The sequence below is a fragment of the uncultured Gordonia sp. genome, from assembly GCF_937858515.1.
Lineage (GTDB): Bacteria > Actinomycetota > Actinomycetes > Mycobacteriales > Mycobacteriaceae > Gordonia.
The window spans coordinates 14693-34065 of record NZ_CALLZT010000078.1 but is presented as its reverse complement, the minus strand read 5'-3'; the positions used below and the strand labels follow the sequence as shown (position 1 = coordinate 34065).

Annotated in this window: 20 protein-coding genes; 9 read left to right on the top strand and 11 right to left on the bottom strand. The window is 68.7% G+C overall.

Annotated elements, in window-relative coordinates:
* Positions 1 to 477: 477 nt before the first annotated feature.
* Together Q0627_RS06970 and Q0627_RS06965 are read left to right on the top strand one after the other, a co-directional pair.
* Positions 478 to 1137: a GNAT family N-acetyltransferase gene (locus Q0627_RS06970; RefSeq protein ID WP_291012979.1), complete on the top strand. Its 660-nt coding sequence runs from the start codon at positions 478 to 480 to the stop codon at positions 1135 to 1137.
* A 217-nt stretch (positions 1138 to 1354) separates the two neighbouring features.
* Entirely contained in the window at positions 1355 to 2086 is a 732-nt protein-coding gene (locus Q0627_RS06965) for a hypothetical protein (protein ID WP_298808649.1), read from the top strand.
* On the opposite strand, the gene Q0627_RS06960 is transcribed toward Q0627_RS06965, so the two are convergent.
* Positions 2073 to 2786, bottom strand: a complete 714-nt coding sequence (locus tag Q0627_RS06960; RefSeq protein ID WP_291012973.1) for a glycerophosphodiester phosphodiesterase family protein — start codon at positions 2784 to 2786, stop codon at positions 2073 to 2075. The genes Q0627_RS06965 and Q0627_RS06960 overlap by 14 nt on opposite strands.
* Before the next feature lie 99 nt (positions 2787 to 2885).
* Between Q0627_RS06960 and Q0627_RS06955 the strand changes: the two genes are divergently transcribed.
* A complete protein-coding gene (locus tag Q0627_RS06955) occupies positions 2886 to 3692 on the top strand; it encodes an LppM family (lipo)protein (RefSeq protein ID WP_291012969.1) in 807 nt (268 codons plus the stop codon).
* A gap of 9 nt (positions 3693 to 3701) precedes the next feature.
* Positions 3702 to 4907, top strand: a complete 1206-nt coding sequence (locus Q0627_RS06950; RefSeq protein WP_291012967.1) for a benzoate/H(+) symporter BenE family transporter — start codon at positions 3702 to 3704, stop codon at positions 4905 to 4907.
* Here Q0627_RS06950 and Q0627_RS06945 read toward each other — a convergent pair.
* Positions 4873 to 5829 carry a methylenetetrahydrofolate reductase gene (locus Q0627_RS06945; RefSeq protein ID WP_298808644.1) on the bottom strand — a complete coding sequence of 319 codons (957 nt, stop codon included), beginning with the start codon at positions 5827 to 5829 and terminating at the stop codon, positions 4873 to 4875. The genes Q0627_RS06950 and Q0627_RS06945 overlap by 35 nt on opposite strands.
* A gap of 71 nt (positions 5830 to 5900) precedes the next feature.
* Between Q0627_RS06945 and Q0627_RS06940 the strand changes: the two genes are divergently transcribed.
* The 4 genes from Q0627_RS06940 to Q0627_RS06925 are packed head-to-tail and all read left to right on the top strand — an operon-like array spanning position 5901 to position 11045.
* Entirely contained in the window at positions 5901 to 7052 is a 1152-nt protein-coding gene (locus Q0627_RS06940) for a polyprenyl synthetase family protein (RefSeq protein WP_298808642.1), read from the top strand.
* Entirely contained in the window at positions 7049 to 8590 is a 1542-nt protein-coding gene (gene crtI, locus Q0627_RS06935; RefSeq protein WP_291012960.1) for a phytoene desaturase family protein, read from the top strand. The genes Q0627_RS06940 and crtI overlap by 4 nt, the downstream gene beginning before the upstream one ends.
* The gene (locus Q0627_RS06930; protein WP_298808640.1) at positions 8587 to 10107 is read left to right on the top strand and encodes an alpha-(1->6)-mannopyranosyltransferase A; all 1521 of its coding nucleotides are present in this window, start codon (positions 8587 to 8589) and stop codon (positions 10105 to 10107) included. The genes crtI and Q0627_RS06930 overlap by 4 nt, the downstream gene beginning before the upstream one ends.
* 11 nt (positions 10108 to 10118) lie before the next feature.
* Complete coding sequence (locus tag Q0627_RS06925; RefSeq protein WP_324384747.1) at positions 10119 to 11045, top strand: phytoene/squalene synthase family protein; 927 nt, start codon at positions 10119 to 10121, stop codon at positions 11043 to 11045.
* On the opposite strand, the gene Q0627_RS06920 is transcribed toward Q0627_RS06925, so the two are convergent.
* Positions 11034 to 11402: an Rv2175c family DNA-binding protein gene (locus Q0627_RS06920; protein WP_291012951.1), complete on the bottom strand. Its 369-nt coding sequence runs from the start codon at positions 11400 to 11402 to the stop codon at positions 11034 to 11036. The genes Q0627_RS06925 and Q0627_RS06920 overlap by 12 nt on opposite strands.
* Between Q0627_RS06920 and Q0627_RS06915 the strand changes: the two genes are divergently transcribed.
* On the top strand, positions 11396 to 12664 hold the full coding sequence (locus Q0627_RS06915) for a protein kinase domain-containing protein (protein ID WP_298808637.1): 1269 nt from the start codon (positions 11396 to 11398) through the stop codon (positions 12662 to 12664). The two genes, Q0627_RS06920 and Q0627_RS06915, sit on opposite strands and share 7 nt — an antisense overlap.
* Positions 12665 to 12700: 36 nt before the next feature.
* Here Q0627_RS06915 and Q0627_RS06910 read toward each other — a convergent pair whose 3' ends face one another.
* The 8 genes from Q0627_RS06910 to Q0627_RS06875 form a co-directional block, all read right to left on the bottom strand.
* Positions 12701 to 14092, bottom strand: a complete 1392-nt coding sequence (locus tag Q0627_RS06910; RefSeq protein ID WP_291012946.1) for a class II 3-deoxy-7-phosphoheptulonate synthase — start codon at positions 14090 to 14092, stop codon at positions 12701 to 12703.
* A gap of 76 nt (positions 14093 to 14168) precedes the next feature.
* The gene (locus Q0627_RS06905; protein ID WP_298808655.1) at positions 14169 to 14660 is read right to left on the bottom strand and encodes a polyadenylate-specific 3'-exoribonuclease AS; all 492 of its coding nucleotides are present in this window, start codon (positions 14658 to 14660) and stop codon (positions 14169 to 14171) included.
* 8 nt (positions 14661 to 14668) lie between these two features.
* Entirely contained in the window at positions 14669 to 15403 is a 735-nt protein-coding gene (locus Q0627_RS06900; protein ID WP_291012944.1) for a lysophospholipid acyltransferase family protein, read from the bottom strand.
* Positions 15404 to 15488: 85 nt separating this feature from the next.
* Entirely contained in the window at positions 15489 to 16511 is a 1023-nt protein-coding gene (locus Q0627_RS06895) for an ROK family protein (protein WP_291012942.1), read from the bottom strand.
* Entirely contained in the window at positions 16511 to 16981 is a 471-nt protein-coding gene (locus Q0627_RS06890) for a hypothetical protein (protein ID WP_298808635.1), read from the bottom strand. The genes Q0627_RS06895 and Q0627_RS06890 overlap by 1 nt, the downstream gene beginning before the upstream one ends.
* Positions 16982 to 17160: 179 nt before the next feature.
* Positions 17161 to 18447, bottom strand: coding sequence for an ArsA-related P-loop ATPase (locus Q0627_RS06885; protein ID WP_324384753.1), 1287 nt, complete (start codon positions 18445 to 18447; stop codon positions 17161 to 17163).
* Positions 18448 to 18503: 56 nt separating this feature from the next.
* Positions 18504 to 18941 carry an SRPBCC family protein gene (locus Q0627_RS06880; protein WP_291012938.1) on the bottom strand — a complete coding sequence of 146 codons (438 nt, stop codon included), beginning with the start codon at positions 18939 to 18941 and terminating at the stop codon, positions 18504 to 18506.
* Positions 18941 to 19357, bottom strand: a complete 417-nt coding sequence (locus Q0627_RS06875; RefSeq protein ID WP_291013029.1) for a hypothetical protein — start codon at positions 19355 to 19357, stop codon at positions 18941 to 18943. The genes Q0627_RS06880 and Q0627_RS06875 overlap by 1 nt, the downstream gene beginning before the upstream one ends.
* Between the last annotated feature and the right edge of the window lie 16 nt (positions 19358 to 19373).

The following is a 19373-nucleotide window of genomic DNA, read 5'->3' as shown; positions in this document are numbered from 1 at the left end:
CGATCTCTTCGAGCATCCGCTGCTCGTGCTCCGAGAGTGGCACCGACCCTCCTTAACTCCTGCTTACCGTCCACCCGAGGTTGTCCGCAGGTGGCTCGTCGTGCCGCGATCTGACATACGCAGCCGTACGCTTCCATGATACGAGGTGATGGCCCCCGCGACCACAACTACATCAGTGCATCCACCGGCACTCGCGTACGCGGGCGCAGGGCCCGCATAGTCCGAGGACGAAAACTGGATCCGGAAGACGTAACACGGTCGTCACGCAGTATATATGCCGGACGAGATCTGTGGTGTGCGGTGCGGCGATGCGACGCTTCCCTCGCCGATCGCCACACCGCACAGTGCCGAGGAGCTGATGCGCGGCTTGCGGAGGCCATAACATCGAACACCTGTTCGACATATTCAATATAGCCATACACTCGCATGCAGGCAAGGGCTGCGTCCGCCTGTGCGACCCGAGAGGATGCCCACACCGTGACGGTTCGCCTCGTCGACCTCCGCGGACAGGATTCGCGGATCTGGCTCGAACCCGCGCTTGACGTCTACGTCACGGCGATGAGCTATCCGGACGGCACACAGGCCCATCGCGCCCCACTATGGCGCGAACACATCACGCGTCCCGGCTGGCGCGCAGTAGGCGCCATCGCACACGTGACACCGCGCGAGGCGGCCGCGCCGTGGGCGATCGCGCGCCGACTGAACGCACCGGTGGCAAGAGCCGACGACGAGATACTGGTGGGCATCGCCTACGGCTACCGCGGTGCCCGCGATCAGTGGTGGAATCAGCAACTGCGACATGGACTACGGCACGCCGGGGCGCCGGGGGACTACATCGAGCGGGTCGCCGCCGACTACTTCGAACTCACCGAACTACACGTACACCCCTCTGCTCAGGGGGCGGGCATCGGTGGTCACCTGCTCACCCGGCTGTTGGCCGACAGGCCCGAGGCGTCGGTCCTGTTGTCCACGCCGGAGAATCCGGCGGGCCCCAATCGCGCGTGGTCGTTGTACCGGCGGATGGGTTTTGCCGATGTCCTGCGCAACTTCACATTCGCGGGCGACCCGCGACCGTTCGCGTTCCTCGGCAGGCCCCTGCCCTTGCTGAGCGCCCCGGAACCTGCTCGCCGTCGTTGAAGCGGACCCGCCGACCGATCAGTAGGTAATGCTAGCCTTACAATTTGTCGTGCTGCTTTTCCGAGTTCGATTTATCCCATTCATACCGCTTGTCCCATTCACTCTGCTTGTCCCATTCGCTCCGCGGAGCGCACATGAAAGGTGAACGAGGCCGATGCTTCGTGACGTGACATCGTTGAGAGCCACACGGTTGTCGCGCGGGCGAACACGTGTCGCTGTGGGGATTCTCGCCGCAACCGCACTCGCCTCGGCCGCACTGACCGGATGCTCGGACAAGGCCGACGAGATCCCGCACCCCGTCGACGGCCGGGTCAGCGCGAGCAACGACGGCACCGACTTCGAGCCGTGCACCGGGCTGAACGCGGCAGCCGTGAGCGACCTCGGCTTCGACGGCAGAACATGGACCGACGTCTCCATGAGCGGCGGAGGCCCTCGCGGTTGCCGTGCCACCAACGCGAAGGAGACCGTCACACTTCTGGTGCTCGACGCCGCGCCGCAGGTGCTCTACCCGCGATCGGTCGCCGAATGGGTCGGCAACGACCCGGGGTCCAGCATCGACAAGTACCGCTTCCGCAACACGCCGGCCTGCGCCGCGGTGACCTACGCCGATGACTCGGTGGTTGTGGCGGCCGTCTCCAACGACGATCCCGAAGCCGCCGAACCCAAAGACCCGCGATGCGGGAAGGCCGTGACAGTCGTCCGGGAGGTGATCGGCCAACTCCACACCCCCGCCGTGAAGCCCGAGTTCGACGTGACCGCCGACGACACCATCGACCTGGCGTACACCCACGCATTACAGGTCGGCCGGCTGCCCCGGCAGACCCGGGTCGATGTCGCCGACATCGTCGACGGGGCGGGTCGGCTCCGGCCCTACGTGGACATCGTCGCCACCTCCGATGACGGCGAGAAGCAACTGGCGCTGATCGAGAAATCGCTCACAGACGGCTGACCGGAGGACTGACCGGACCACCGAGGACGGCTGTCGCCATGGCGATCTCGTCGGTGTAGACGGCATCCAGACCCAGCGACCGGCCCTGCGACAGCCGGGCGGTGTCGTTGAGCAACGACCCGAAGGCCGCGATACCACGCGCGTGGGCCGCTGCCACGCCTGCTGCGGTCCACGCCTCCGGAGGCGAGTTCTGCGCGTCCACACGGTCTGCGGCGAGCGAGTCCAGATAGCGGTCGTGATCGAAGCCGGGTGCGCCGCGGACCCGCGCGGTCGCCTCATGCACGAGCCGCACCGACCGGTCACGGGCCCGGATCGACCGCAACAGATCCCTGTCCTCGTGTACCAGCCACATCCGCGCCACCGCTCCCGCCGACCGCGCCACCTCGATCGCCGGCAATGCCGCGCCGGCGACCTTCACATCAAGGCTCAGCTCGAACGCGGTACCGAACATGCGATACAGGTCAGCCAGCCGCAGGACCCCGATTCCCGCGAGCGCATCGGCCGACAGCAGCGCGGGCGCGACCGGCACCCCGTCGACAAGTGTGAACACATCGTGGATCAGCACCGGCTCGCCGTCGCGCGACAACCTGATATCGGACTCGAGGTGAACCCCGGCACGCAATGCCCGCGCGAAGGCAGCCGCCGAGTTCTCCCGGCCGCCATGGTCGCCGCCGCCGCGGTGCGCGAACACAAGCCTCACAGCCGACGATGCTGCCAGCGGCATCGGCCTCACGCAACGGCGATTCGGGCCGAGCGGCCGGATGCCTCCCGGCGGGGGGACATCTGGCACGATGGTCGGGTGCACCCGTCCCCCGGTCCCGCCACCGCATCCCCGGTACACAGACGCATCGTCGCACTGTGTGCGCTCGTCGCACTGCTGATGTGCTCGCCGCTGCTGGCCGGCTGCCTGAAACGGTCCACCACGGTCGGTGACCGGTTCTCCGGATCCATCGTGGCCGCCTCGTCGCCCGACAATCCTGCGGGCACGCCCCAGATCGACGTTCCCGACTCGATGACCGATCAGGTCAGCGTCTCCGAGTTCAGCCAGGACCCCAAGCAGAACGCCGACTCCCCGAAAGGCAACGGCACGGACGCGGACAAGAACCCGGCGGCCCGGCTGCGCCTGGCGGGGACCAAGGCGTCGTTCGTGGACCTCACCATGGGCCAGCTTGCGCAACTCGGCGATATGATCGCCGATTCCTTCGGCGATATCGGCATCAGCGTCGACCTGTCGGCGACGCGACGCGACGGCATCGTGCGTTTCCGGGGCACCGCCGACCTGACCGGCCTGCTCCCCAACCGCGACTATCTGGAACTCAATCTCACCTTCGGTGGGCCGATCAGCGCGACCAACGGCGAGCAGCTCAGCGACAACTCGGTGACCTGGTCACCGACCGTCGGCGAGGGTGCCGATTTCACCGCCGACGCCGAATACTCCGATCCGGCAACCGCCGCGCTGCCGAGTTGGTCGGTGTTCTTCGGTCTGATCTGCCTGATCGCGGTCGGCGCCGTCGTGCTTCTCGCCTATCGTTCGCGCAGCACGGCGCCCCGGCCCGGCAAGCCCACACCGCCGACCGGCGCTTCCGCCGGGACACGTACCCGGTAACCACACCCGTTGACCGCGCCCCACCACCGCTCCCACACATCTCAATCCGTCATCACCGGGATCGCCGCCGCCCTCATCGGCTACACCAGCACGTTCGCCGTCGTCCTGACCGGTCTGCAGACCGTCGGCGCCGACCGCAGGCAGGCGGCAGCCGGGCTGGTCGCGCTCTGCTTCGCCATCGGCGTCGTCAGCCTGGTGCTCAGCAGGCGATACCGGATGCCGCTGACGATCGCCTGGTCCACACCGGGCGCCGCCGTACTCGTCAGTGCCGGGCAGGTCACCGGCGGCTGGGCGGCCTCGGTCGGCGCGTTCATCGTCGCTGCGCTGCTGGTGGTGCTCACCGGGATGTGGCCGCGCCTGGGCCGGCTGGTGGCCGCCATCCCCGCCCCCATCGCCCAGGCCATGCTCGCGGGCATCCTGCTCGATCTGTGCCTGACACCGGTGTCGGCGGTGGCCGAGTTCCCCGCCCGGGTCGCCCCGATCCTCGCCGTGTGGCTGGTGACGTTCGCGCTGTCACCGCGCTGGGCGATCGTCGCTGCATTCGCCACCGCGATGGCGGTGGTCTCCTACGATGCGATCACCGGTGCCATGCCGGTGATCCACTGGCTTCCCGAAGCCGGCGCCACCATTCCGACACTGACCTGGTCCGCGGCCGTCAGCATCGCGATCCCGTTGTACATCGTCACGATGGCGGCACAGAACGTGCCCGGCGTGGCGATCATGAGTTCATACGGCTACACCGTCCCCTGGCGACCGGCGCTGACCGCGACCGGGCTGGCCAGTGCCGCCGCGGCGCCCTTCGGGGCCCACGCGGTCAACCTGGCCGCCATCACCGCGGCACTTCCGGCGTCCGGCGAGTCACACCCCGATCCCGCACAACGGTGGCGCACATCGGCGACGCTCGGCATGTCCTACCTGGTGCTCGGGGTGATCACCAGCGCGCTGATCAGCTTCCTGTCCGTCGCACCACCCGAGATCATCGCCACCGTCGCCGGTCTGGGCCTGCTGGGCACGCTCGGATCGTCGCTGCGCGCCGCGCTTGTCGACGAGGCGGTGGACCGGCCCGCCGACTGCCGCACCGCGGCGGTCATCACCTTCGTGGTCGCCGCCTCGGGGACCACGATCGCCGGGATCAGCTCATCGTTCTGGGCGCTGATCGCCGGTCTGATCGTCTACGGCATCACTGGGGTGCTGCGACGGGAACAGCCGAACTGACGTCGACACCGAGGCGGCCGAGTACCTCGGTGCTCGCCTTCGCGAAGTTCAGGCTGCAGAAGTGCAGGCAGGGGGCACCCTCGGCGACGAGCCGCTGCGCCCATTCGGTGGCGAGGTCGATACCGACGGCGCGCACGGCCGCACGGTCCTCCTGATCGCCGGATCCGGCGGCCGCGGCCAGCCTGGCCTCGACATCGACCGGGATCACCGACCCCGACAGCGATACCATCTTGCGAACACTGGCCAGCGAGGTGATCGGCATGATGCCCGGGATCAGCGGCTTTCCCGCCTGCTCCGGGTCGGCCTTGGCCAGTCTGTCACGCAGCCGCAGGTAGTGCTCGACGTCGAAGAAGACCTGGGTGATCGAATACTCGGCGCCCGCACGCAGCTTGTCGACCAGTGCCCGGGTGTCCTGCTCCAGATCGGGGGCGCGATGGTGACCCTCGGGGAACGAGGCGACGCCGACGTGGAAATCACCGAGGTCACGGATCAGCCGGACCAATTCCTCCGCGTAGGTGACCCCGCGCGGATGTTTGAGCCACTCACCCAGCGGATCGCCGGGCGGGTCGCCGCGCAGCGCGAGGATGTTGGTGATGCCCTGCGCCGCATAGGCACCCACCAGGGACCGCAACTCATCGATGCTGTGATTGACGGCGGTGAGGTGGGCGACGGGCAGCAGGGTCGTCTCGGCAGCGAGTTCACCGGTGATCCGTACGGTGCGGTCGCGGGTCGATCCGCCGGCGCCGTAGGTCATCGACACGAATGCAGGACCGAGACGCTCGAAGGTGCGTACGGTACGCCACAATCTCTCTTCGCCCTCGGCGTCGCGAGGCGGCATGAACTCGACCGAGAACGGGATCGGGCCACGATGCGGCGCAGACAACCGATCCACGATGGAGGGGGACGTCGATTGGGTGGTCACCGGCACATCATACGGAACGGCCCGGATCGTCCGCCGGAATGGACTTCGGGGCATGCCCTAGCCTGATAGCCGTGACGTCCGCACATCCGGTTGACCGGTTCGAAGCACCAGCAGGCCTCAATGAGGTTCCGGCCGCCGTCGGCAGCGTGCTCGATGACTTCTTCGGCCGGGCGATCCCCCATGCGGCGGCCATCGACCCGGTGGTCGGTGATTCGGCGACGATGCTGCGTGAGTTCACCATGAACGGCGGCAAGCGGATCCGGCCGACGCTGCTGTACGCGGGGTGGTGCTGCGGCATGTCCGAATCGGGCCGGCCCACCGCGCCCGGCGACACCGCCGATCCGGCCGAGGCGCTGCGGGCCGGCGCGGCGATCGAACTGATCCAGGCCTGCGCGCTCATCCACGACGACATCATCGACCGATCCGACACCCGCCGCGGTCGCCCGACCGTCCACCGCGATATCGAGGCGACACACACCGGCGCGGGCTGGTCCGGCGACGCCGCGGCGTTCGGGGTGGCCGGGGCGATCCTGATCGGCGACCTGGCACTGTCCTGGGCCGACGACCTGTTCCACGGTGTCGGAGTGGCCGAGGAACTGCCCGCGGGAACGCTGCGTCGCGGTGTGGCCCGCCGGGCAGGCGCGGTGTGGGCCGCGATGCGCACCGAGGTCCTGGGCGGCCAGATCCTCGACATCGTCAACGAGAGCAGGGGCAACGAGTCGGTGAGCGCCGCCTACCGCGTGATGGAGTTCAAGACGGCCGCCTACACGGTGGCCCGTCCGCTCGAACTCGGGGCCACCCTCGCGAGCGGCTCCCCCGGACTGATCGACGCCCTGCGCAGCATCGGGCACGACCTGGGGATCGCCTTTCAGTTGCGTGACGATCTGCTGGGCGTGTTCGGCGATCCCGAACAGACCGGCAAGCCGTCCGGCGACGACCTGGTGGCCGGCAAACGCACCGCGCTCATCGCCATCGGGCTGAACCGGGCCGGCGCCACCGCGGGCGGTGAACTGCGCGGCCTCATCGGCCGACAACTGTCGCCGGACGAACTGGACCGGGCCCGGTCGATCCTGATCGACGTCGGTGCGGTGGCCGACATGGAGCAGCGGATCGACCACCTCGACGAACGCGCGCAGGCCACTGTCGGCGCATTGGACGTCGATAGCTCGGTCCGCTCCGAACTGTCCGCTCTCGGTCATCGGCTCGGACACCGGCAGAAGTGACCGCCAACGAGGGTCGGCATGTGGTGGTGGTCGGCGCCGGATTGTCCGGACTGACCGCGGCGCTGCGTCTGCGCGGTACCGGCTGCCGCGTCACGGTCGTCGAGCGCGGCGCCACCCCCGGTGGCCTGGTCCGCACCGAACAACTACCGGCCGGTCCGCGCTGCGATACCGGTGCGACGGTGCTGACGATGCCGGAGCTGATCGTCGGCGCCCTCGCCGATGTGGGGGTGCCCGCGGACGAGGCATGGCTGAGGCTGGATCTGGTGCCCGTGGACCCCACATATGTGGCGACCTTCACCGACGGCACCGAACTGACACTGCCGCGGGGCACCGACGCCGTCGAGGCCGAGATCGCCGCCCGGCTCGGGGAACGCGACGCGGCCGGGACCGGGCGGCTGTTCGGATGGCTGCGACAGTTGTACGACGCCGAGTTCGGGACGTTCATCGACCGTAATTTCCACCGACCGCGCGAGTTCGCCGATCGCCGCACCCTCACCGACGCGGCGACGCTGCTACGCCTGGGCGGCCTGACCGACATGTCGTCAAAGGTGTCCTCGTTCATCTCCGACGAACGGCTGCAGCGGCTGTTCACCTTCCAGGCGCTGTACGCGGGGGTGCCGCCGCAACGGGCCGCCGCGATCTACGGCGTGATCGCGCAGATGGACATCGGCCGTGGGGTGTGGCATCCGCGGGGCGGGATCGGGCGTGTCGGCTCGGTCCTCGCCGATGCCCTGACCGACACCGGCGGCGACCTGCGCCTGTCGACGACCGCCACGCGCATCGTCACCTCCGGACACCGGGTCACCGGGGTGAGCACGGACACCGGCTTCATCGCCGCCGACGCCGTGGTCGCGACCGTGCCGCCGCCGGTGGTCGCGAGCCTGCTCGGCAGGCCGCTGCCGCGCGGCCCACGATGGCGGCGGGTGCGCTATTCCCCGAGCGCCGTCGTCGTGCACGGCATCGTCCCCCGGTCGGTCACCTCGTCGTGGCCCGGACATCACCACACGATCTCCTTCGGACAGGCGTGGGCCGAGACATTCGACGACCTGATCGGCAAGCCGGGGCGGCTCATGCGGGATCCGTCGTTCCTGATCACCCGCCCCGCCTTCTCCGACCCGGACGGCTACATCGCCGCTGATCCGGCGTTGAGCGAGGTCGAGGCCGTATCGATGCTGGCACCGTGCCCCAACCTGCACACCGCCGACCTGGCCTGGGACGCGATCACCGATCCCTACGTCGCCGAATGTCTGCGAACCCTCGAAGACCGCGGTTTCGGCGGCATCGTCGCCGGTCTGCGCATCGAGCGGGTCGACACCCCACGTACCTGGGCCGGATCCGGGTTGCCGGCCGGTACCCCGTTCGGCGCCGCGCACACCCTGACGCAGACCGGTCCGCTGCGCACCCCCAACGCCTGGCCGTCGTTACCGAATCTGCTGCTGGCCGGGTCGGCCACCATTCCGGGCGTGGGGATTCCGCCGGTGCTGATCTCCGGCCGCCTCGCCGCCGAGCGGGTTCTCGAATCCTGGGACCGCTCGTGAGCACCCGACGGATCCTTCATCTGGGTGCCGTCGGCGCACTGCTGGTGTGCCTGGGCAGCTTCGGGATGGGCGACCTGCCCCGCAACTCGCCGGTGGTGACCGATTCAGGACTGGCATGGGTGTCTTACGGACACGGAAAGACGTTGTCGGCCATCGTGTTCTGGTCCGGCGTGGGGGCGATGGTCTACGCGTGGGTTCGCCTCGGTCGGCGCCTGACGGCCACACGCGCCGACGACGCGGACCTGAGCGTGTCGTCGTTGCGCAAAGCCGTAATGCTCTGGGCGGCACCGCTGGTGGTGGCCGCACCGCTCTACAGCCGCGACGTGTACGCCTACCTCGCCCAATCCGCCGTCCTGCGCGAGGGTTTCAATCCGTACACCGACGGTCCCGCACACTATCCGGGGCCGCTGCTCGACAGCATGGCGCAGGTGTGGGCGGCGACCACCGCCCCGTACGGGCCGCTGTTCATGGGTCTGGGCCGCGCCGTCGTCGAGGTCACCGGCGACCACGTGATCCTGGGTGTACTGGCGATGCGCCTGGTGTTGCTGCCGGGCCTGTTCCTGGCGCTGTGGGCGATCCCGCGGCTGGCAGCGCATTTCGGTGCATCGGGCCAGGCCGGGCTGTGGCTGGTGCTGTTCAATCCGATGGTGCTGATCCATCTGATCGGCGGGCCACACGTGGAACTGCTGATGATGGGCGTGCTGGTCGTCGGAGTCGTACTCGCGGTGGACGGCAAACATGTCGCGGGTCTGGCGGTATTGGGGCTGGCCGCGTCGATCAAAGTGACCGCCGGCGTCGCGGTCCCGTTCGTGGTGTGGATCTGGTTGTCGCACCTGCGTTCCGAACGTCGGGCCGGCCCCCGGGAGGCGAACGACCGGGAGGCGAATGACCGGGACGTGACGGCCGGCGACCGGGTGCGGGTGTTCGCCTGCGTCGTCGCGGTCCCGGCTGCCGTGTTCGGGGCGTGGACGCTGCTCCTCGGGCTCGGATTCGGCTGGCTGCACGGGCTGAGCTGGGCCGCCCGGATCATCAACTGGTTCACCGTCCCCACCGCCGTCGGGCATGTGGTGACCTGGGTGGCGGCACCGTTCACCGCGCTGAACCTGCAGGAGGTGCTGCCGGTGACCCGCGGTATCGGCGCGGTATGCCTGGCACTGATCCTCGTCGGTCTGTGGTGGTGGAGCCGCCGCGACGAGCGGTCGGCTGTGGCCGGCATGGTCTGGTCGATGGTGGCCGTGCTGCTGCTCGAACCGTCGACGCTGCCCTGGTACTACACGTGGGCGCTGTGTCTGGCGGTGGCGTTCACGCTGCCGGATCGGGTGCGGATGTTCGTGGTGGGGGTGTCGACGTTCATGCTGGTGGTGTTCCAGCCCGACGATTCGATCTGGTTCTACCGGCCCGCGTACCTGCTTCCGGCTCTGGCGGTCTCGGTGCTGGCGGCGGCATCGCTGACCCGGCGCGATCCGTTGCGGTTGGGCCGGATCGCGCGCCCCTCCCGAACCACCACGACAGCATGAACCCTCGCCCGGTGTCCGCCACGGTCGCCTGCGGCTATCGCCGTGCGGCGGCGCTCACCGCCGAACACGGTCGCACCTACCATCTGGCGGCGTCGCTTCTGCCCCGTGACAGCAGGGGGGCGGTGTACGCGCTGTACGGTTTCGCCCGCTTCGTCGACGACATCGTCGATACGCCCGGTGACGGTGTGACCGACAGTGCCCGGCTCACCGAACTCGATCACGCCGAAACCCTGCTGACCCGCGCGCTCAGCCTCGGTGCCGCGCCCGAACCCGGTACGCCCGGTCCGGACGATCCGTTGACCGAGATCGTCGCCGCCCTCGCCGACACCGTGCACCGATTCGGTATTCCGGCCCGGACTTTCGGTGCGTTCATGCGGTCGATGCGGATGGACTCGCCCGGTTCGCCACTGTTCCGCAACCGCTACCGCACCCTGGCCGAACTATCCGAATACACCGACGGTTCGGCGGCGATCATCGGCGAACAGATGCTCCCGGTCCTCGGCATCGCCGAACCCGACAATCAGGTGCGGACTGCGGCGCGGGCACTCGGTGACGCCTTCCAATTGACGAATTTCCTGCGGGACGTCGCCGAGGATCTGCAGCGCGACCGGATCTACCTGCCCATGGACGAGCTCGCGGCATTCGGTGTCGACGAGGCGCATCTGCGGCGATGTCAGGCCTCCCGCACGACGTCTGCGCCGCTGCGCCGGGCGCTGGCGCACCTGATCGCGGTCAACCGCGACATCTACCGCCGAGCCGAACCCGGTATCGCCCGGCTCCCCCGCCGGACCCGCCCGGCGATCGCCGTCGCCGCGGCCGCCTACTCCGAGATCCTCTGCGAGATCGAACGTTCCGGCTATGAGGTGATGGCTGCCCGAGCCGTCGTCCCCACCCCCCGCAAGCTGGCGGTGGGCGCGGCGGCGCTCTTACAGCGCTAGGGCCTGGGCGCGGCGGATCACCTCGCGCGCCGAGTGGGTGTGGATGGCCTGGGCCGGGTGGATACCGAGATCGTCGATGGTGGTGAACATCCAGTGCAGCGCCTCGTCGCGGGTGAAGCCGCCGTCGAGAAGGATGTGGACGAGTCCGGTGTAGTGCTTGGCGATGCCGTCGTCGTCGAAGAAGAGTGCGGGGACGGCGGGTTGGCCGCCGAGGGAGACCGCGAAGAGGTTGTAGTCGCGGATGAGGGTGCGCACCCGGCCCGCGGAGACCCCGAGGTGCTGGGCGACCTGTTCGACGGTGAGGGTGTCGGTGCCGTCGGGCAGTGCGGTGTCCGCGGTCAACGGTAGTGATGCCACGGCACGAGGATACCGTGCCACCGGTAGATTCTTCCCCTGTGACCGCTTTCCCTGATCCGCTCATCGGTACCTCGATGGAGGGCCGGTACCGCATCGATGCGTTGATCGCCCGGGGCGGGATGTCGGCCGTGTATCTGGGTGTGGACCTGAGGCTGGGCCGGGCGGTGGCGATCAAGGTGATGGACGCCCGGTACGGTTCGGATGCTCTCTTCCTGCGGCGGTTCGAGTTCGAGGCGCGCGCGGTGGCGGGTCTGCGACATCCGGGTCTGGTGGCGGTCTACGACCAGAGTGTCGACTTCGGTACCGCGTTTCTGGTGATGGAACTGGTGGAGGGCGGAAGTCTGCGCGAGTTGCTGCGCGAGCGCGGCCCGATGCCGCCGCATGCGGTGGTGGCGGTGGCAGACCCGGTGCTGGGTGCGCTGGGGACGGCGCATCGGGCCGGTCTCGTGCATCGTGACGTGAAGCCGGAAAACGTGCTGATCTCCGAACACGGTGAGGTGAAGGTCGCCGATTTCGGTCTGGTGCGGGCAGTGGCCGAGGCAGGTGTGACGTCGGCGAGCGTGATCCTGGGGACGGCGGCGTACCTGTCGCCCGAGCAGGTGGAGTCGACGACCGCCGATGCGCGCAGTGACGTGTATTCGATGGGTGTGCTGATCTTCGAGATGCTGACCGGGCGCACCCCGTTCCGGGGCGATACTCCACTGGCACTGGCGTACCAGCGGCTCAGCTACGACGTCCCGGCTCCCGGCGATGTGATCGCCGGAGTTCCGGCGGAACTGGATGAGGTGGTGCTGCGTGCCACCGAACGCAATCCGGCGGCACGGTATCCGGACGGTTTCGCAATGCGCGAGGCCATCCTGCGGGCGGCCGACGACCTTGATCTGCCGCCGTTCACCGTTCCGGCACCGCGTCATTCGGTTGAACGGATGATCATTGCCCGTAACCGCTCGCTGCAGATGGGGCAACATTCGCCTGCCGCCGTGCCGGGCGGGCCGGTGGGTGATCCCCGGCGGCTGCCGGTCGGTGCCCCGGGCAACCCGCAAGCGCCCGGCCCGCATGCTTCGTCGCTGCTGGACCGTCCGGACGACGATATCGAGGCCGACGACACCGGGATCGATGACGTCGAACCCGCAGCCCCTTCGTTGCCGACGACCGACAGTGCGGCCACGTTGATCCCCACATTGTGGTTGTTCTTGGTCATTCTGGCGGCGGCGGGTGCGGGCGCTCTCGGCTGGTTCGTCGGCTCCCACCTGTTCGGCTGATGCGGCCGCGTACCGGCATCGTGTGACGGTTCGGCGTCAGCCGCGGAGCATCTCGGCGACGAGGAAGGCCAACTCCAGCGACTGCTGGGTGTTCAGGCGCGGGTCGCATGCCGTTTCGTACCGTCCGGCGAGGTCGACGTCGGAGATGTCCTGGGCACCGCCCAGACATTCGGTGACGTCCTCTCCGGTCAGTTCGACGTGCACGCCACCCGGATGACTGCCGAGGGCCCGGTGTACCTCGAAGAAGCCCTGCACCTCGTCGACGATCCGGTCGAAGTGCCGGGTCTTGTAGCCGGTCGACGATTCGTGGGTGTTGCCGTGCATCGGATCGCACTGCCAGATCACCTTGTGGCCGGTGGCCTCGACTGCGGCGACAATGGGTGGCAGCACTTCGCGCACCTTGCCGTTGCCCATCCGGGCGACGAGGGTGAGGCGCCCGGGGGTGTTGTTCGGGTCGAGCTTCTTGACGTACTCGGCGGCCTGTTCGGGGGTGGTCGTGGGCCCGATCTTCACCCCGATGGGATTGGCGATGAGCTCGGCGAACGCGATGTGCGCCCCGTCGAGCTGGCGGGTCCGCTCACCGATCCACAGGAAGTGGGCCGACAGATCGTAGAGACGCTGTTCGTCGCTCTTGGGATGATCGGCCAGGCGCAGCATCGCCCGTTCGTAGTCGATGACGAGCGCTTCGTGGGAGGCGAAGATCGCGGCACTCTTGAGGCTCGAATCGGTGACGCCACACGCGTCCATGAATCGCAGGCCGCGATCGATCTCGGCGGCGAGTGCCTCGTACCGGGCGCCGGCCGGCGAGGTCCGGACGAACTCCTGGTTCCAGTCGTGGACCCGGTAGAGGTCGGCCTCCGAACCGGTCAGGGCACGCACGAGGTTCATCGCGGCCGCGGCATTGGCGTAGGCCCGGACCAGGCGGGAGGGATCGTGCACACGGGCCTGCTCGTCGGCTTCGAATCCGTTGACCATGTCTCCCCGGTAGGAGAGCAGGCCGAGCGAGTCGGTGTTGGCCGAGCGTGGTTTGGCGTACTGGCCGGCGATACGGGCCACCTTGACCACGGGAACGCTCGCGCCGTAGGTGAGGGCGACGGCCATCTGCAGCAAGGTGCGGATGTTGGCCTTGATGTGGGGTTCGGTGTTGGCGGCGAAGGTCTCGGCACAGTCCCCGCCCTGCAGTAGGAAGGCACGGCCTTCGGCGACCTCGGCGAGCTGCGCGGAGAGCGATTCGACCTCGGCCGGCATGCAGATCGGCGGAACGCTCTCGAGGACCGTGCGCATCTTGCGCGCCTCGTCCTGCGGCCAGCTCGGCTGCTGCAGGGCGGGACGGCTGATCGCGTCATCGAAACGCGCCTGCAGGTCACCGGGAAGCGGGGGCAGCTCGGGAAGCTCGTCAATCGGAACGTCTACGGTCCAGTTCACCACCAGACAAGGGTAGACGACCTGATCCGGCCGCCCGGCCACCGGGTTTACCAGCCGCGAAGTGCCCGGCTATGCGTGGTCAGCCGGCGGCATATCCGGCGGACTCGATGGCCTCCCACCTGCGCAGGTTGTGTCGGGCATCGCTGAGCGCGTCGTGCGCGTCGTCGGGTGCGGGCGGCAGCGCGGGTCTGCCCGCCGACTCCCAGTGCTGTTTGAGTTCCCGGGTGAACCGCGGCATCGGCCGTGGCAGTGCGGTCATGCTGCCCCACAGCTGACAGATCGCGACATGGTCGTACGCACCGATCCAGGCCCAGAGTTCGATGTCCGAGCCGTCGGCGGTGAGGAAGTCCAGGAGATCGTCGCGGATGGCCCGGCGCGAACGCCAGGCCTTCGATGACGGCGACGGCAGCTTGGGCAGTACGTTGGCCCGAACCCAATCACCTGCCTTACCGGGGTCGAATTCGGTTGACACCGCGTAGAATTCGCGCCCATCCTCACCGACGACGCCGACCGAGATCAGGTCGATGGTCGTGCCGTCCTCGATGAATTCCGTGTCGTAGAAGAACTTCATCGCGCGCGTCACGCCGCAGCGGGGGTACTGCCCCGGTCGCCGCCACCGTCGGGGGACGAACCCGATTGTGCCGGTGCGTTTTTCAGCGACGCCGCGTAGATGTCGACGTACTGCTGCCCGGACAGTTCCATCAGGTTGTACATGATCTCGTCGGTGATCGCACGCTCGATGAACCTGTTGCCCTGCAACCCGTCGTACCGTGAGAAGTCCAGCGGCTTACCGACTCTCACGACGATCTTGGCCGGCCGCGGCAGGATCGATCCGGGCGGGTTCAGCTTGTGGGTGTTGATCATCGCGACCGGGATCACCGGTACGCCGGCATCGAGTGCGATCCGCGCCAGACCCGTCTTGCCCTTGTAGAGGCGGCCGTCCGGCGAGCGGGTGCCCTCCGGGTACATGCCCATCAACTCCCCCTTGTCCAGCTGACGACGGGCGGCGCCGAGAGCACCCGCGGCCGCCTCGGCTCCGGAGCGATCGATGGGAATCTGCCCCACCGCGGTGAAGAACCACCGCTGGAAACCGCCTTTGAGGCCCGACCCGGTGAAATACTCACTCTTGGCAAGGAAGTAGATCCGCCGGTGGACCATCAACGGCAGGAAGAAGCTGTCCATCACCGCGAGATGATTGCTCGCCAGAATGGCGGGTCCGTCGTCGGGAATGTTCTCCAGCCCCTCGATACGCGGACGCCCGAGAACGCGCAGGAGCGGGCCCAGAAAAACGTATTTGAAGAGGTAGTACCACATCCCCGTGCTCCCTGTCGCCGCGCCGAATCACTCCCGAAAACCTTACCTGCCGCAGTACCCGAACACCCGGGCGACGTCCGTGCGACTACCGGGAACCCGTTTCGCCGAGGGCCCGGACCGGCGCCGGGGCCGAAACGGTGACGAACCGCGGGTCGGTGGCCCCGATCCCCTGCCGCGCGACCTCGGCCGCCCCGATCACCCCCGCGGCCTCGCCGAGCTGTGTGCCCCGGATCCTGGCCAGTTGCCGGTACCCGGCGCCGGTCACCAGCCGTGCGTAGTGCTCGCGCGCCTCATCGAGGAACAGGCCCGACGAGGCGCCCACGCCACCGGCCAGCACGATCAGATCCGGGTCGAAGATGTCGGCGATCATTGCCAGCCCCTGTCCCAGCGAGAGGGCGAGCTGGGAATAGGCGGCAAGCGCGACCGCGTCACCGTCCGCCGCGGCCCGCGCGACCCGCCTGCCGGTCAGTGAGCCCGGATCGGCGGCGACGTCGGCGGCAAGCGCACTGCGTCCCCAGTCACCGTTGGCGAGCAGTTCGATGACCGTGTCCACCAGCGCAGTTCCACTGCAGTACCGTTCCCAGCACCCGGCCTTGCCGCACGAGCACCGTCGCCCGCCCGGCACGATCGTCAGGTGTCCCAGCTCGGGCGCCACTCCGAAACTGCCCCGGTAGATCTCGCCGTCGAGGATCAGGCCCGAACCGATGCCGGTCCCGATCGCCAGCACCAGCGAGTTGTGTCCGCGGGCCGCCGCCCCGTACCGGTATTCCGCGACGGCCGCCGCGTTGGCGTCGTGTTCGGCGAACACCGGCAGGCCGATACGGGCGGACATCTCGGCGGCCACCGACGCCTCACGCCATGGCAGATGCGGTGCGAACCGGACTATCTGCCGGTCCCTGGTCAGAAATCCGGCGATCGCCAGCCCGACCGCCTTGACCGCCCATCGCGACACCAGTTCGCCGACGAGCCGGTCCAGGCAGTGTTCGAGGGCGTCGGCGGTCGGCGGGGTGGCCGCGCGCAGCGTGTCGAGCATCGCACCTTTGTCATCGACCACCGAGGCCCGCACGCTGGTGCCGCCGATGTCGATGCCGATCGTCAGCGTTGCCATCACGTCGCCGATCCGCGGTTCACGCGTACGGTTATCGGCGCATACGCGGTGTGCACCCGCGGCCCGGACGGCTGGGCAGGGTCGGCCTGCAACGCGCGGACAACGGCTTCGAGGACCGCGATCAGCGCGGTCAGGAGCCGGGCCAGCAGATCCCCCAGCTCCACCAGCAGCGTCGCGATCTCGCCCGATGCCTCGGCAAGGTAGTCGCCGATCGGGACCTGGGCACCGGCCTGACCATCCACTCCGGACGTGGACGAGGCGAACGGCACTCCACCGGCCGTCGTGGGGGCGGTGACGTCGGCTCCGGCCGACGGTCGCGCCGCCGGGTGCCCGGGCGGGGCGAACATCGACGCGATGGTGTCGATGTTGGTCGCCAGGCTGAGCAGCAGGTCGCGGACCACGTCCGTGCCACCGTCCGCGCCCGAGGCGCTCTGGTGGGCTCCCCCGGTGTCCTCACCGTTGCTGGTCATCGTCTCTCGCGATTCCTCACGTGTCCGGCCGGAGTCCCCGGTCCTCCCAGATTTCGATGCGGCCGAAATAGTCGTGTGCCCCATCCGGTCATGTGCCCGACCGGTGTGCACACGCTACACCGCAAGCCGCGGCCGCACTGTAAAACGGCACCCTGTCCACGATCGGCGGACATGGCGGTTCACCGTACCGGCCACACGGCCGGGTCGGGTGCGAATACGATGTGCAATCGCTCTCCGTCCCAGTGTGCGTCGATCGCGTCGCAGCGCCGCAGCACCGACGGCAACCGCACCGGATACCGGAAGCCGTCGACGGTGACCAGCAGATCGTCGCCGGCGCGACCCAGCCCGAGCGTATCCGGGTCGGGTAGCCGCTGGCGCCACACCATCTCGAAACGGGAATCCAATCCGGTGCCGGACAGGGTGGAGACCTGCGCGGTCGACGTCCCGTGGCCCCGGCCCGACGGTGCGTCGAGCACGACACCGAGCTTGCGCAACCGCGCCGGACGATCCAGCGGGGCAGGTGCCGTCGCCAGTTCGTGCACCCGTACCCCGCCGGACTCGTCGGATGCCAGGACCGCCCGCATCCCCGCGACGAGAGGATCCGGCCCGCCCTGACCAGCCGACGCTACGCCGGAGTCGTCACCGGCCCGCGTCCCTTGCCCGGCACGGTTGAGCATCACCGATCGCAACGCCAGGCCCATCAGATCGACCGCCGCCAGCGATGACTCGAGGAGATCGGTCCCCCGGTCGTCGGCACCGACCACCAGGGTGACCGCCGCGCTCGACGGATCGCAGATCAGTTCGGCCACGTCCACGCAGTCGGTGTCGATCGCGTCCACCGCTGCCGAAACCTGCGCGAGCATCGGCCGTTCGGCGGCAGCGGCGATCCGCAGATGCCGGGGCCAGAGCCTGTTGATGAGTTGGTGCAGTACCGTCGGCGTGCGCAGGAACGCCATCGCATCACCCGCACCCGAGCAGTCCAGCACGATCTGCCGCCAGCGCCCGGATGTCGCCTCGTCGCGGACCCGCCGCAGCAGCAGAAAGTCCTCGATGCCCGGCAGCGCGATCAGTTCGCCCGGATCGACCCCGGCGACGACGTCGACGCCGGGGAGTTTGATCGCCGACCGTGCGGTGGCGCCGGACAGGATCGCACCGAACTGTGCCCACGTGGCCTCCAGCAGGGCGAGCCGGTCCAACGCCAGCAGGAACAGACCGCCGGAGACCTGCACGACCTCGTTGGCGCGCCGGAATACACCGAGCCGCCGCGCTGTGCCCGAGAGTCGGTCGACGGTGATCAGCAGCGTGTCGTCGTCGCCGGTTGCGGGCCGGATCACGGGGGCGCCGGGCAGTCTCCAGCCCCCCGAGGCTCCGGAATCCGATGCCCCGGATTCTGATATCCCGGATTCAGATGCCACAGCACCCGAACGGTGCGCACGCGCCAGGTTCAGCGCCCCTGCGGCCGCCACCGACGACACCCCGGACCCCGCGGGCCCGAGGACGATGTGGATGGGCGTCAGATCGATCAGCCTTCGACCCTCTTCTTCAACTCGTTGAGTGCGGTATCGGTAATCGCCTTCTCCGCCCGGCGCTTGAGCTGTCCGATCATGGGGACCAGCAGGTCGACCATCAACTCGTAGGTGACCTTGGTGGAGCCGGGCACCTGCTGGCTGAGCACATAGCGGCCACGTTGGTCACGCTGCAGGTTGCTGCTGACCAACCGCCACGACACCTCGTCACCGCCCGCGGCCCACTCGTAGGCCAGGACATAGGTGTCCTGCAAAATGCCCACGTCCAGATCGAACCGCACCTGCGCGGCCCGTCCATCAGCAAGGGTGTCGAGCACTTCGACGCTGCGGGCGGCCGACACCCACTCCGGGTACCGCGGGAAGTCCGCGATCACCGCCAGGATCTGTTCCGGATCGGCGCCGATGACGATGGACTGCTGCGTCCTGTCGGCCATTACGCGGCCCCGGCGGCCGGGGACCCGACCTCGCGGCCCCGCTCGAGCCGGTCTTTGACCTCGAACGACATGACCTTGCCGGCCACCCTCCGGGACTTGTTGAGGTCGGCGAGCACACCCATGAGCCGGCTCGGATCGGCCGGCAATTGCGCGACAGGCTCGGCATGCAGGAAGTAGTGCAGGACGAAGCCGTCGAGCACCTCCTCGCACCAGATCTCCATCGTGCCGGTCAACGGCCCCGACACGCGCCATCGGACGCCCTGGGCGCCCCTGTCCTCGACCACTTCCAGCCGCAGGTCCGGCCACCAGCGCCGCCACGACGCCTTGTCACCGACCACACCGGCCGCGGATTCGGGGGCTGCGGCGACAAATGTCTGGTCCGCCACCTGAATGCTCGTCACGCCCACTAGCTTCACATATCGCCCCGCGGGC

What these genes read in the sequence shown, in the direction of transcription:
- Q0627_RS06890 (WP_298808635.1), bottom strand. Translation starts at nt 16,981, where the DNA reads ATGACCAGCAACGGTGAGGACACCGGGGGAGCCCACCAGAGCGCCTCG.
- Q0627_RS06905 (WP_298808655.1), bottom strand. Translation starts at nt 14,660, where the DNA reads ATGAAGTTCTTCTACGACACGGAATTCATCGAGGACGGCACGACCATC.
- Q0627_RS06900 (WP_291012944.1), bottom strand. Translation starts at nt 15,403, where the DNA reads ATGTGGTACTACCTCTTCAAATACGTTTTTCTGGGCCCGCTCCTGCGC.
- Q0627_RS06895 (WP_291012942.1), bottom strand. Translation starts at nt 16,511, where the DNA reads ATGGCAACGCTGACGATCGGCATCGACATCGGCGGCACCAGCGTGCGG.
- Q0627_RS06880 (WP_291012938.1), bottom strand. Translation starts at nt 18,941, where the DNA reads ATGGCCGACAGGACGCAGCAGTCCATCGTCATCGGCGCCGATCCGGAA.
- Q0627_RS06915 (WP_298808637.1), top strand. Translation starts at nt 11,396, where the DNA reads ATGCCACGGCACGAGGATACCGTGCCACCGGTAGATTCTTCCCCTGTG.